This is a genomic window from Anaerolineales bacterium, assembly GCA_022866145.1.
GTDB lineage: Bacteria > Chloroflexota > Anaerolineae > Anaerolineales > E44-bin32 > PFL42.
On record JALHUE010000469.1, the window covers coordinates 1 to 13355 of the forward strand.

14 protein-coding genes are annotated in these 13355 nt (G+C 63.8%); 2 read left to right on the forward strand and 12 right to left on the reverse strand.

The genetic code is table 11. The features are described 5' to 3' along the window. Both MUO23_13785 and MUO23_13790 read left to right on the forward strand, forming a co-directional pair. Positions 1–667 (forward strand): aminotransferase class V-fold PLP-dependent enzyme (locus MUO23_13785; protein ID MCJ7514021.1); only part of this gene is annotated, 667 nt, incomplete at its 5' end. A 61-nt stretch (positions 668–728) separates the two neighbouring features. Next, the gene (locus MUO23_13790; protein MCJ7514022.1) at positions 729–1496 is read left to right on the forward strand and encodes an SDR family oxidoreductase; all 768 of its coding nucleotides are present in this window, start codon (positions 729–731) and stop codon (positions 1494–1496) included. 235 nt (positions 1497–1731) lie between these two features. Here MUO23_13790 and MUO23_13795 read toward each other — a convergent pair whose 3' ends face one another. The 12 genes from MUO23_13795 to MUO23_13850 all read right to left on the reverse strand — a co-directional run bounded on the left by MUO23_13795 (position 1732) and on the right by MUO23_13850 (position 12870). After that, entirely contained in the window at positions 1732–2703 is a 972-nt protein-coding gene (locus tag MUO23_13795; protein ID MCJ7514023.1) for an ATP-binding cassette domain-containing protein, read from the reverse strand. Next, a complete protein-coding gene (locus MUO23_13800) occupies positions 2700–3677 on the reverse strand; it encodes an ABC transporter ATP-binding protein (GenBank protein MCJ7514024.1) in 978 nt (325 codons plus the stop codon). The genes MUO23_13795 and MUO23_13800 overlap by 4 nt, the downstream gene beginning before the upstream one ends. Beyond that, a complete protein-coding gene (locus MUO23_13805) occupies positions 3677–4540 on the reverse strand; it encodes an ABC transporter permease (protein ID MCJ7514025.1) in 864 nt (287 codons plus the stop codon). Before MUO23_13805 ends, MUO23_13800 begins: the two co-directional genes overlap by 1 nt. A gap of 25 nt (positions 4541–4565) precedes the next feature. Next, the gene (locus tag MUO23_13810; protein ID MCJ7514026.1) at positions 4566–5585 is read right to left on the reverse strand and encodes an ABC transporter permease; all 1020 of its coding nucleotides are present in this window, start codon (positions 5583–5585) and stop codon (positions 4566–4568) included. A 216-nt stretch (positions 5586–5801) separates the two neighbouring features. Beyond that, positions 5802–7499: an ABC transporter substrate-binding protein gene (locus MUO23_13815; protein MCJ7514027.1), complete on the reverse strand. Its 1698-nt coding sequence runs from the start codon at positions 7497–7499 to the stop codon at positions 5802–5804. A 63-nt stretch (positions 7500–7562) separates the two neighbouring features. Next, positions 7563–7895, reverse strand: coding sequence for a hypothetical protein (locus MUO23_13820; protein MCJ7514028.1), 333 nt, complete (start codon positions 7893–7895; stop codon positions 7563–7565). A 33-nt stretch (positions 7896–7928) separates the two neighbouring features. Then, complete coding sequence (locus MUO23_13825; GenBank protein MCJ7514029.1) at positions 7929–8249, reverse strand: hypothetical protein; 321 nt, start codon at positions 8247–8249, stop codon at positions 7929–7931. A gap of 123 nt (positions 8250–8372) precedes the next feature. Then, positions 8373–9566, reverse strand: a complete 1194-nt coding sequence (locus MUO23_13830) for a hypothetical protein (GenBank protein MCJ7514030.1) — start codon at positions 9564–9566, stop codon at positions 8373–8375. 159 nt (positions 9567–9725) lie between these two features. Then, complete coding sequence (locus MUO23_13835) at positions 9726–10853, reverse strand: DUF917 domain-containing protein (GenBank protein ID MCJ7514031.1); 1128 nt, start codon at positions 10851–10853, stop codon at positions 9726–9728. Between the two features lie 66 nt (positions 10854–10919). Then, positions 10920–11237, reverse strand: coding sequence for an antibiotic biosynthesis monooxygenase (locus MUO23_13840; GenBank protein MCJ7514032.1), 318 nt, complete (start codon positions 11235–11237; stop codon positions 10920–10922). Next, a complete protein-coding gene (locus tag MUO23_13845; protein MCJ7514033.1) occupies positions 11227–11877 on the reverse strand; it encodes a bifunctional 4-hydroxy-2-oxoglutarate aldolase/2-dehydro-3-deoxy-phosphogluconate aldolase in 651 nt (216 codons plus the stop codon). Before MUO23_13845 ends, MUO23_13840 begins: the two co-directional genes overlap by 11 nt. A 9-nt stretch (positions 11878–11886) precedes the next feature. Continuing rightward, positions 11887–12870 (reverse strand): sugar kinase, encoded by a 984-nt coding sequence (locus MUO23_13850; GenBank protein MCJ7514034.1) that lies wholly within the window; start codon positions 12868–12870, stop codon positions 11887–11889. Positions 12871–13355: the final 485 nt, after the last annotated feature.

The following is a 13355-nucleotide window of genomic DNA, read 5'->3' on the forward strand; positions in this document are numbered from 1 at the left end:
CCCGATGGCGGCCCGTTATGGCCGCGTCCTGATGGTCGACGCCGTTTCCTCCTTGGGAGGCATCCCGATCCAGATGGACGCTTGGGGGATCGGGCTTTGCGCCTCTGCCTCGCAGAAGTGCCTCGGCGCTCCGCCTGGCCTAGCGACCGTGGCCGTGAGTCCGTCGGCCTGGTCGCTGATCGATCGCGCCGAGAACAAGGGACACGGCTGGTATCTGAACCTGCGGGTCTGGCGGCAGTATGCAACCGAATGGGCCGGGTGGCACCCCTTCCCCATTACCATGGCCACCAACAACGTCCTGGCCCTGCGCGCCGGGCTGCACAGTCTGCTCTCAGAAGGAATCGAACGACGGGTGAAGAGGTACCACGCCCTGGCTCTGCGCCTGCGCCAGGGTTTACGGGAGATCGGGATGCCTCCCTACACCCCCGACGAGCTCCTGGCGCCGGTTCTCACCGCCGCCTTTGGACCTCCAGGTGTTCCAACCGGGAAGATCGTCGCCTACATGGCCGAAGTGCACCACACCAAGATCGCCGGCGGGCTCGGGGACCTCCTCAAGGACAAGATCATTCGCATCGGGCACATGTCGCCGACCGTGGCCGAATCGGACATCGACCAGGTACTGAGTCAGCTGGCATCCTTCACCCCGGAGTGGCGCGAAGCGCCTTAGCGGCCCGCGCGTGCGGACGGGCCTGGGGCGACGTTTGAACCAGGCACAAGGAGAGCACAGAATGACAGAAAGACCGCTTGACGGAAAAGTCGCCTTGGTCACCGGCGCCTACCGCAATCTGGGCGCGGTCACGGCCGAGACCCTGGCGAGCCACGGTGCGTCGGTGATCATCAACGACCTGGACCGGCCGGAGATGGCGAGCCACGGTCCGGCACTGCTCGAGCGGATACGAGCCCACGGCGTGCAGGCAGCAGCCATCGCCGCCGATCTCTCACGCCCTTCCGAGGTCGAACGCCTTTGTCAGCAGGCGCTGGCGACGTTCGGCCGAGTGGACATTATCGTCAACAACGCCGGCCCGTTCAATATGGATCCCTACCTCTCGCTGGATGAGGGGACCTGGGATCTGATCATGAACGTCAACCTGAAGGCTGTCTATTTGACTGCCAAACATCTCGCGCCCCAGATGAAGGCAAATGGTTGGGGGCGGATCGTCAGCATGTGCGCCGGGTCGGCCTTCATCCGCAACCACAACGTGTATACCCTGGCAAAGGCCGGCGTCCAGGTGATCACCGAATCCCTGGCGCTGGAGCTCGGCCCAGAGGTCACCGTGAACGCCGTCTCCCCAGGCCAGATCTACGAGAGCCTGCCCGACATTCACGAATTCGATCCGACCTTCGGCGATCGCTACCTGGCCCGCACGCCTGCCAAGCGCTTGATCCGCCGGGCAGAAGTCGCCGAGATGATCGCCATGTTCTGTCTTCCCAGTAGCGGAACGATCACGGGCGTGACCATGCGCTTGGACGGGGGCGCTGAGATCCCGCGCTTCTGACCGGCGCCCAGCGCCAGGGGCCCACGCCGTGCCCTGCCTCTCGCGCCCGCACACTTATCGCCCATTCCGTCTACAGGAAGAAGCGGGAGGTCCCGGCCCCAGGGCCGCGCTGGGCAGGGTCGCTCGCCGAGGGCGGAACGCCGGGCTGGGGACCGGCGGGAAATGGGGCGTCTCTCGGGCAGCCCTGCCCGGCGGTCTAGGTCTCAATTGTGCGGCGGCAGGTGGATGGCTCGGGCTAGGGACCCGGCGGAGAAGGCTGGTACTTCGGATGCTCGCGAGCCAGACGGCAGGCGACGCGATGCCCGTCGCCGAGGTCGTACTCAGGCACTGGACGACGGCACTCCTCCAGCACAAACTCGCAGCGGCCCTGCAGCGCACAGCCCGGGACAAGCTCCCGGGCTGTAGGCGTTTCACCCTTGAGCAGGATCCGGTTCCGTTTGACCGTCGGATCGGGAATTGGGATGGCCGAAAGCAATGCCTTCGTGTACACGTGTGTCGGGTCGTCAAACACGTCCGCTGTGCGGCCCTGCTCCACGATCCGGCCCAGGTACATTACCATCACCCGGCCGCAGAGATGGCGGATCGTGCTCAGATCGTGAGAGATGTAGATATAGGATAGGTTGAGTTCTCGCTGCAGTTCCTTCAGCAGCACGATCACGTGGATGCGCAGCGACATGTCGAGTGAGGAGGTTGGCTCGTCCAGAATGACGAGCTTAGGCGTTGTCATCATCGCCCTTGCGACGCCGACCCGCTGCTTCTGGCCGCCGCTCAATTGATGGGGCAACCGGCCAAGGTGATCCGTCTCCAGGTGCACGCGCTGGACCGCCTGCGTCAACTGTTCCTCCCCGGCATACAGTCCATGCAACTTGAGCGGCTCCCGCAGGGTCCTGCGGATGGAAAAGCGGGGATTCAGGGACTCGTTCGGATCCTGGAAGACCATCTGGAAGTCTTTGCGCCGGGTGCGTATCCGTCCTCGCGGGATGGCCGCCAGGTCGGTGCCCTCGAATTCGATCCGGCCGCTGGTCGGCTCCTCGAGCCGCAGGATGCAGCGAGCCGTCGTGCTCTTGCCGCACCCGCTTTCGCCGACCAAGCCGACAGCTTCTCCCGGATAGACCTCGAGGCTGACCCCATTGACGGCGTGGATCGTGCTCCGGCCTTCACGAAAGTGCTTGTGCAGCTCAACCACACGCAGCAGAGGCGTGGTCATTTCGCCTCCAGGTTGCGCAGGTGGCAGAAGACCACATGCTCGGCAGCCAGCCAGCGCGGCTCCGGCCGGCGAGTCCAGCAGGCCTCCAGCACATAAGGGCAGCGGTTCGCAAACCGGCAGCCAACACTGTCGTAGTCGATGTTGGCGAAGGCGATGGCGCGTGAAGGATCCAGCTCGGCGGCTTCGTCGACGCGCAGAATGCTGGCCAGCAGGCGCTCGGTGTAGGGATGGCTCGGCCTCTTGAACAGATCGTGTACGGACGCCTGCTCCATGATCTGGCCGGCGTACATGACCGCCACCCGCTGGCAGACTTCGCTAACTACCCCCAGGTCATGGGTGATCAAGAGCAGGGAGGCCCCAACTTCGGCCTGGACCTCTCGGATGAGATCGAAGATCTGAGCCTGAATGGTCACGTCCAAGCCGGTCGTCGGTTCATCGGCGATCAGCAGCTTCGGCCGGCAAGCGAGCATCACCGCGATCAGCACACGCTGGGCCATCCCGCCGCTCAGCTGATGCGGATAGGCGCGGGCGCGCGCCTCGGCATCCGAGATTCCCACATGCTGGAGCAGCGCGATCGCCTGCTGGCTTGCCGTCTCCTTCTTCATGCCCTGGTGGAGCATCAGGGCTCTCGCCACCTGCTCACCCGCGCGCATCAACGGATTGAGCGCGGCGCGAGGGTTCTGGAAGATCATGGAGATCTCAGACCCGCGAATCCCGCGCATGTCCGATTCCGTCAGCGCCAGTAGATCCTGACCGCCGAACCAGATCGTGCCCTCGGAGACCCGGGCAGCGGGCGGCAACAGACGCATGATGGCTAGGGCCGTCATCGTCTTGCCCGAGCCGCTCTCACCCACCAGCCCCATCACCTCATTGGGGAGCACCTCGAAATCGACGTCCAGCAGCACGGCCCGGAATGTATCCTGCCCGTGGATGTCCAGCCGAAGGCGCCGTACCTGCAGCAAGGGGTCGGGCATCAGCGTTCCTCGCGCGCCATCAGATCGCGCAGGCCATCACCAACCAGGCTGAAGGCGAAGGCGATGATCACGATCGCCAAACCGGGGAAGAGCCACGTCCACCACTCGCCGGTGATGATGCGCTGCGCCCCCTCCGCCACCATCACGCCCCATTCCGCCGTCGGGGGAGTGATGCCCAGGCCCAGGAAGGCCAGGCCGGCGGCGTCCAGGATTGCCCATCCCAGCACCAGCGTCACCTGGATGAAGGCCGGCGTCAACGAGTTCGGCAGCAGGTGGACCAAAACGACCCGCCAGCGAGGGTTGCCCACCACCACCGCGGCATCGGCATACTGCATCGTTCGCACCCGAAGCATCTCGCCTCGAGTCAGGCGGATGAAATACGGGACATAGGCAATACTGATGGCCATGATGACATTGGGGATCGTATCGCCCAAAATGCCGGTCAGTGCCATGGCCAAGATGAAGGCCGGGAAAGCCAGCAGGACATCGACCACCCGCATGACTGCATCATCGACTCCGCCGCCGTAGTACCCGGAGAGAGCGCCAACGGAGGCCCCGACAAGGAAGGCGCTCAGCGCCACCGAGAAGGCGATGCTGAGATCGAGGCGCGTGGCGTACAAGACACGCGAGTAGATGTCGCGCCCGAACTTGTCTGTCCCGAACCAGAAATCCGATGACGGCGGCTGGAGTGTCGCTTGAGGATGGGTCGCGTTCGGCCTGTAGGGAGCCACCTCGGGACCGATCACGGCCACGGCCACGTATACCAGGATCAGGAAGACCCCGAAGGAGAACAGCCTCCAGCGACCAATGGAACTCAGCCCACGGTACCAGAGGGAGCGCTTGCGCCCTTGTGGCACACTCACCCTCGGATCCAGGGTTGTCTCCACGTCAGCCCAGCCGAATCCGCGGATCGATGAAGCCATAGGCCAGATCGATCACGAGATTGATTCCGACGTAGATGACGGCGATCAAGATCACGAAACCCTGCACGGCGTTGAAGTCATTGATTGTCAACGCATTCCAGGCGTATTGACCGATGCCCGCCCACGAGAAGACCCTCTCGACGATGACATTTCCGGCGATCAGGTAGCCGAAGACAATCCCGATCATGGTCAGGATCGGGATGAAGGCATTCCTCAGCCCGTCACGCACGACCACGCTTCGTCTGGGGACGCCGATCGCTCTTGCTGTGCGGACGAAATCGGAATTGAGGGTGTCCAACATCGAACCCCGCGTCATCTTGACGATCGGCGCACTGACCACGAACGCCAGCACCAAAGCCGGCAGCCAGAGATGGTTCAGGGCATCAAGGAACGTACTGAACTGGCCGGCCAGAAGGCTGTCGACTGTGAACAGGCCTGTCACCAGGGGAGGCTCAGGCACCCCGATCGTCAGGCGATCCAGCGGCGCCGGCGCCCAGCCCAGCGTGTAGTAGAAGACGTGCACGCAGAGCAGCGCCAGCCAGAACAGCGCCTGGGCTGCCCCTAGAGTGGCATACAGTCGAACCCCTTGGTCGATCCAGGTTCCGGCGTAGACGGCCGCCAGAATGCCGAGCACGAGTCCGACGACCAGGGCCACCAGGAAGGCCGTCGCCGCCAGCTCCAGAGTGGCTGGCAGCCGTTCGCCGAGCTCCTTGAGCACCGGCTGACCGGTCTTCCAGCTCTCGCCCAGGTTGCCGGTCAGGATCTCCTGGGCGTAGCGGCCGAACTGGACAGAGAGCGGCTGGTCCAGCCCCATCTCCTGCTCGTACTCTCGGATCAACTCGGCATCGGCAAGGGGGCCGGCGCGCAATGCGGCCGGGTTGGAGGGAAGAATGTGGGTCAGCAAGAACACGAACACCACGACCCCGGCCAGGGTCACGATCGCCAGCCCCGTTCGGCGCAGCAAGTACCCTAGGAGGCGGGGCATACACTCCTCGCTCCCCACCCCGTCGGCCGACGCCTCTCGCCCGGTTGCCTGGCGGCGGTTGGCTTGACGCCCATCTGCGAGCGATCACCCCTCTCCCAGTTGACCATAGGCTCTCCCGTTTCAGGGTCGTACACCGCCTGGTGGTGCAGGCAGGGGCACACGCCACGTGTGCCCCTGCCAACTAGGACTTCCTTCGAAAAGCCGGTTGCCGCTCGCCTACTCCTTGCCCAAGAAGGCGTAGCGCAGTGTCAGATCATTGAAGAGGGCGATCCCACCGACATTGGACCGCGTCGCAATGATCCACTCCGGCGCGTACAGGTAGATCCAGGGTACCTCTTCTTGTACCACGATTTCCTGTCCGCGCTTGCTGAGCTCGTCGCGCTGAACCGGGTCGCTGATGAGCGTCAGGTCGGCGATGATCTTGTCGAGCTCCTGGTTGCAGGTCATCGAGTAGTTGGTGAACTGGCCGCACTTGAAGTTCCAGGTGAATTGGAACGCCGGGTCATTTCCCCAGGAGTACCACTCGAAGATGTAGAACGGCAGGGTGTGCTTGCCATCCGCATCCATGGCATTCAGGAGCTCGTTGTACTGGGCGACCGGGAGGGCGTTGATATTGACCGTGACGCCGATCTCCGCCGCCCCGGATTGAATCCAGGTGGCCGAATCAACCCGTGCCTGGTCCTCTTGCGGGACAACCAGGTCCACCGTAAATCCGTTCGGGTAGTTAGCTTCTACGAGCAGCGCCTTGGCCTCTTCGACTGTAGCCTGATCGTAGGTGAAGAACTCCTTGGTGTGCGTCGCCATGCCTTCGGCGATCGGAGAACCCGGATTGGCGCCGTAGCCGTAGATCACGTTGTCAGTGATCGCCTGGTAGGGAACCACCATCGACAGTGCCTTGCGCACGCGCACGTCATCGAACGGCTTCTGGGCCATGTTCATGCCGGCGTGGTAGACCCGCGTGGTCGGAATGTGGTGGATGGTGATGTTGGGATCGGCTGCCAGTTGCTCGAGGTCGCCGTAGGGGACGCCCAGCGCCACATCCACATCGCCGGCCCGCAGAAGCTGCTCACGGGTAGCGGCTTCCGGCACGACGCGGAAGATCACCTTGCAGTTGTGGAAATAGTCCGGTCCGCGCCAGTAGTTGGGATTGGGCTCGAAGACATACTCCACCCCCGAGTTCCAACTGGTGATGATGTACGGACCACTGGAGTTGGAATTGGTGCGGAAGAATGCCTCGGCCCAGGGATCTTCGGCCGTGGCATTGGCATCCGCCGTGGCTTGGCTCATTGCTCCCAGAACCTGGAAGCTGAGGATAATCTCCGCCAGCGCCGCGGGCTGGGATGCCGTGATCACGAGAGTGTAGTCATCGACGACTTCGACCTGGGAGATCGAAGTGACCGCCATGAACCCGGTCAGCAGGGTGATGTAGCCCGGACCCTCCAGGGCACGCTTGAGCGTGTAGTAGTAGTCATTGGCCGTGATCGGCGTGCCGTCGGCGAACTTGGCGTCCTGGCGGAGATGGAAGGTGTACACCGTCCCATCGGCCGAGACTTCATAGCTCTCCGCGCCCGCACCGATGAACTTGTCCGAGCCGATATAGACCTGATCGCCCTGGTCGGTCAACTCCTGCTGGATCAGCGGCTCGTACAGGTTAGCGGTGGCATCGTACGCGGCGATGCTGCGGAACTGCATCGGCTCGATGTGGTCGATATCGCCATCATAGGCGATCACGATCGTTCCTTCTTCGCCGCAGGCGACAGGCTCAGCGACGGGCGCCTCGGTGGCTGGCGCCGGTGCTGGCACCTCCGTGGCCGGGGCTTCCGTCGGCGCTGGTGCCGGCTGGCAGGCACCGAGAACCAGAGCAATCATCACAATCAGGGACAGGTATCCAAGTAGCTTGCTTCGGGGTTCCATTTCTCCTCCAGAAGGGATCTTGTAGGGTTGCTGACAACCTGCCGGCTGTTGCTCTCAGCCCATTCACCGCTCCTTTCCCAGAGGCGCGATCGGCGTTCCCCACGCGCTCCCGGCCCCGTTGATGTACTGACCGATCTCGGCAATGATCTGCCGGATCGCTGGACTGTGCTTCAGCGCCGATCGGTACGCATCGATATCGGTGACTTCCAAGACCTCGATGTAGTCGAAGAGAAACTCGCCCTCTCCTTCCACTGGTCCGGCGACGCGGTGGACTCGGTAGTGCTCGACACACTCGATGCCTTCCGCCAGGCGGTAATCGGTCTGCTGCACCCACCGCTCGTAGGCCGCCGCCTCCACTCCAGCCTTCAACCGGGAAAACCAGAAAACACTCGGCATGGCCTCATCTGCCTCCGTGTTTCCACCCTGGACCTACGGTTGCGGAACCGGATCGGCGACAATGCAGTGTATCACGTCCACCATGTCCGCCGATTGCGAGTGGACCTCTTTCACGGCGGGATGCTCCTCCAAATCTCGGAGGTACGCATCCAGATCCGCTACTTCCACCACATCGATGAAATCGAAGGGAGCGGGGCCTTCCGGCGGGATGCAGCCCACAACCCGTGTGGAGGAGTAGTTGCGGATGCTGGCGATGCGCTTCACCGCCGGATAGTCGACGCGGCGCACGAAGGCCTGATAGTCCTCGGCGGTCACGCCCGGCTTCAACCTGACCAACCAATACACCGTGGTCATCCCAACCTCCTCACCGTAGCTCGCCCTCCGACAGCTCGCGCCCTACGGCCAGGTCGCAACCGGCGGGGCCCTCCGACTGACGTCCGCCTGAGGCCACCCTTCGCCAGCCAGGCCTGCGGTCGCTCATCCGTCCGCCTCGAAGGACAGCGGGTATCGCCCATACTCCAGACCTGCCTCCACCATCGCCAGCAGATTCTCCACCGGGACATCCGGCTGGAGGTTGTGGGTGGGATTCAAGATGTACCCTCCGCCGGGGGCAAGGGCGTTGATCTTGCTCCGAACCTCGCCTCGCACCTCGCCGGTCGATCCGTTGTTCAGGACGTGCATGGTGTCAATTCCGCCCCAAAACGACATCCGGTTTCCGAATTCTCGCTTGAGTCCCACGGGATCCATTCGCGCCGCCGTGGTCTGGACCGGGTTCAAGCAAGCCACCCCGATCTCGGCCAGATCATCGATCACATCCACAACGCTGCCGCAGGTGTGCCACATGATCGGCGCGCCCGACCTGGTCCGGATGGCCTCCATCATGCGTGCATGCCTCGGCTTGAACACTCTGCGGTAGGTGGCCGGCCTCATGCACAGCCGGTCCTGGTGGCCGATGTCATCGGAGACCGAGATCACATCCACCAAGTCGCCGACTTCGGCCGTCACCATTTCCAGTGGGCCGATCATCGACTCGGTCAGGCAGTCGGCCATGCATTCGAGGAGATCCGGCTGCGTCGCCAGATCGATGTACCAGTCCTCGTAACCGCGCACGTTCTGGCTGCACTGCAGCACCCACAAGGAGAGATTGAGGACCAGGGCGCAATCAGTGCTCGCCCGCATCGCCTCCACTCGGGCGCGCAGCCCGCGGGTGACCCCGGGATCGCTAGGATCCGGCCACGGATGGTGCAGGATGTCGCTCTTGGTGATCTCTCCCGCCAGCGGCGCTTTGTGCAGGTCATAGTAGAAGGAACTGGCCGGTTTGCGCCACTCGATCCCCCAGGGATCGCGGTAGTGGCCGTCGGCCAATTCAGTGTTCTGGTTGCACGCCAACTCGGGTGCATTGTACGAGACAAACCGGGTGTCGACCGAGAGCCGTGCCAGAATCCCTTCGTCGATGTGGCACACCTGCATGTTGCGTTCCATCAACTCGGTGGGCCGATCGACGCCGAAATGCCGCTTGAGGCGTTCATAGAAAGGAATGGTGGTCGTAGAAACCCAGGTGCTTCCGAGGTCGATCGGGACGCGGTCGGTCTCCTGGCGCGCCAGCGCTCGCACGACCCTCTCGCGAGGCGTCATGCTGGCCTGAGAGGGCATGTCAGACGCTGGTCCCACCGGGTCTCCACCGGCGGAGGCGCCCGCTCCTCCGCCCATGCTACTGCCGCCCCGCCGCGTTTCTTCCGCCCCCCGCCAACCGGGCGCGGCAGACTGAATAGGTGTCCGGGGCGCAGCCCGCGCCCGCAGGGCTGGCGAGCCGTGAGGCGCCGATGGGATTCAGGGCAACAGCTCCTCCAGCGGTCGATAGCGATCGTTCGGCCGCCCATAACGCGACGGGCTGAAGGCGGCATCCGCCTTCCCAGAGAGCACGGCCGCACGCAGGCGCGGATGGCACGCAACCACGACCAGGCAGACCATGCTGCCGACGTGCAGTTCGACGCTCATCAGGCCGCGCCCGGTCTGCGGGTCCAGCATCAGGACCAGATCCGGGAAGTACACCCGAGGCTCGCCGTCGATCGCCAGGAACATGCTCTCATTCTTGATCACCAGTTCGGCTTTGTGCCGAGAGAAATCGGACTTTCCCTGCAGAACGGCGGTCGTGAAGTAGAAGCCGAGGGTCTCCTCTTCCTGCATCGTGGCGATCTCACCGACGAACAGCAGCCTGCCGCCAACCTCTCGGGCGACGGCAGCCACCGGATCACCTCCAGCCTGGCGAGCGGCGAGGACCACCTTGCCCAACTTCAGGGAACCACTGATCGTGTTCGGGATGATCACGCGCTTGGCCGTCGCTCCGCTCATCGGATAGTGGTTGTTGGCGCCCAGACCGCCGCCGCGGGAGATCACAAAGCGACCGACCTGATCCGGGAAGGTCGGATCGGCCGCACTCTGCACAATCACAACGTTGCCCTGCATGTCCACCAACGGCATCGGGGTCAGGCTGATCCCGTGGCCGATAAATGAAGTCATCTGGGTCTCAGGAGCCGAGCGACCGAGGGCGTCTCCGTCAATGACCGGCAGTCCCATCCGGGCTCCGAGGGAAAGGATCACGGGGGTGTTCAGCCCGCCAACCTCAAAGGGGACGACATGCTGAATGGGTTTGCCCAGGAGCCCTTCCATCACCCGGGTGACTTCGAGCAGCTCGAATTTCTCCTCCCAGTGGCGCATGATGGTCTCGGTGCCCATCTGCTCGAGCACCTTGACCGAACCCATGATCCCGCCGCTGACGACGGTGCTCTCATCCGAGATCGCCTCCAGATCGATCAGGCTGGGAGCCCTGCCGCAGGCGAAATCGTTCTCCAAGATCGCCCTGCCCCAGGCCGGAGAGCCTCCACCGCCCGTTCCGAGGATCGCCAGGCCTTCCAGCAGAGGGTCAATGTCTTCGTGCTTCAACTCGAATGTCGCCATGCCGCCTCCGGCTGGATCTTCTGCCCGCTCCCGGCATTGAGCGGCGTGCCCGGCCTCGCCGTCAGTTCACCGTAATCGGTCAGGCCCCGGCTGTTCGGAAAGTACATCGTAGACGCGAACCTCGCTGGTCAGGTACAAGGACTTGAGCGTCGGAGACATCTCCTTGTGGGCAGCACTCTCCCGCCAAGCCAGGGCCGCCTCGGTGCCGCTGAAGCGCAAGACCATGACCAGCGTGTCGGCCGGATCGTCTGGGCGCAGAAGCTCGGCCCCGCAGAATCCCGGTTGCCTGGCCATCGCCGGGGCGTAGGCCGATGTGAAGAAGGACGCAAACTCCTGCGCCTTGCCCGAGTGCACGTGGAAGGTAACCTGCCGCTCAATCACCACGCCTCGCTTCCTGAACCACCTTGCTGAGCGCCAGGGCGGCGGCTGTCAGCTGGTCGAAGCGCCCCTGGGCGACAGCTTTCTTGTCCACAAGATTCGAGCCGACCCCCAGGGCTACGGCCCCGGCGCGAATGAACGCCTGTGCCGTCTCCAGAGAGACTCCACCCACCGGGATCAGCTTGACCTGCGGCAGGGGCGCCCGCACCGCTTTGAGATACGCGGGCCCGCCGATCTCGGCGGGGAAGACCTTGACGAAGTCGGCGCCGTGCTCCCAGGCGGTGAGGATTTCTGTAGGAGTGTAGGCGCCGGGGATGACCAGCTTGTCATAGCGGTGGCACATCTCGACAACGTCGATGCTGAGGGTCGGTGCCACCACGAACTCGGCCCCGGCCAGGATAGCCGCCCGCGCCGTCTCAGCATCGAGCACCGTGCCGGCGCCGATCAGGACTTCGCTACCCAACTCCTTGGCCGATTCTTCGATGGTGCGCAAGGCTCCGGGCGTGGTCATTGTGAATTCAATAACCGTGACCCCTCCAGCCGCGATCGCCTTGGCCACCTGGACCAGCTCGGCCGAACTGTCGAGCCGGACGATAGCGATCAGCCCGGTCCGCTCGATCCACTGCGCATGCTGATCACGCCCCATCCCCATCTCCTAGCGGACAATACGGAGGCCGGCGCCTTTGATCAGCGCCTCGGTCTCGTCCAATGTTGTCCAGTTGAAGTCACCCCACGAGCTGTGCTTGAGGGCGGCGAAGGCATTTCCGACTTTGACCCCTCGTTCGACGCCCTGCGTCAGGTAGCCATACAGGAACCCGGCGCTGAACGTGTCCCCCGAACCGACGCGATCGACCACTTCGACTTCGTAGGTCACATCGTCGTGGAACTTGCCGTCGGCATAGGCCAGAGCCGACCAGGTGTTCCTCCAAACCGAGGGGGTGCCGCGCAGCGTGATGGCGACCACCTTCACTTGGAAGCGATCGGCCAGGGCCTTGGCCACCTGCCGGTAGTCCTCCCCGGTGATGCCAAACACCCGCTCGACATCTTCCTCGGTGGTGATCAGGATGTCAACCTCGGCCATGAACGGCGTCTGTATCTGGCAGGCTTTGTCCTGCGACCAGAGCTTGGCCCGATAGTTGAGGTCGTAGCTGACGAGGGCACCAGCTCCCTTGGCGGCGGCGATGGCCTCGGCTGTGACGGCGGCCGCGCTGTCGCTGAGGGCGGGGGTAATGCCGCTGACATGGAACAATCGGCATCCCTGGAAGACCTGCGTCCAGGGCACTTCGCCCGGCTGGATCCGGGAGATCGCCGAAAGCGCCCGATCATACAGAACACTGCTGGCGCGGGGGGAGGCACCATACTCGACAAAATACAATCCGAGTCGATCGTCCTGGGTCCACAGCAGGTGCGAGGTATCGACCCCCATCTCGCGCGCCTTGTTGCGCACCATGCGCCCCAGCGGATTCTCAGGCAGCCGGCTGACCCAGCCCGAGCTCAACCCCAGACGCGCCACACCGGCCGCAACGTTGAGCTCAGAGCCCCCGACAGTGATGTTCAGCTGCGTCGCCTGTTCCAGACGCTGGAAGTCCGGAGGGGAAAGGCGGAGCATGCACTCGCCGAATGTCACGACTTCAGGCATTCGAGGTCTCCTGTGCAGGCAAATCGCCGAGCAGCCGAGGTGGATCTACTCGGTCGGGCCTGGGGATAGCTTCGACCGCGCCTCGTCGCCCGGTTTGCCGAAGGCTGCTAATTTCGTAGAATGAAATGGCTCTTTGTCTAGTAAAAATGTACTGCAGGTCGAGGGAGTTGTCAACCGGACGACCTGCGCTTGCGCTCATGCCCGCTGTTGATGCCGCACCCTTTCCCCTACCTCGGGTCCGGTCGGGTTCATGAACCAACCCTGCCCTGCCCTTTGGACCTCCAGCAGGCGCCTGCCCAGTGTCACAGCTCGGCTGGCGGCCGGGGGCGGACCCGTCGGCGCCGATGGAGCGCGCAAAGGCTTCGGTCACCGGAGCGCCGCCGACAATGACTTTGACTCCGTGGCGAAGTCCTGCCCCGGCGAGAGCGGCGATCGTCGCCCGCATCTGGGTCATCGTCGTGGTCAGCAGTGCCGAAAGGCCGACG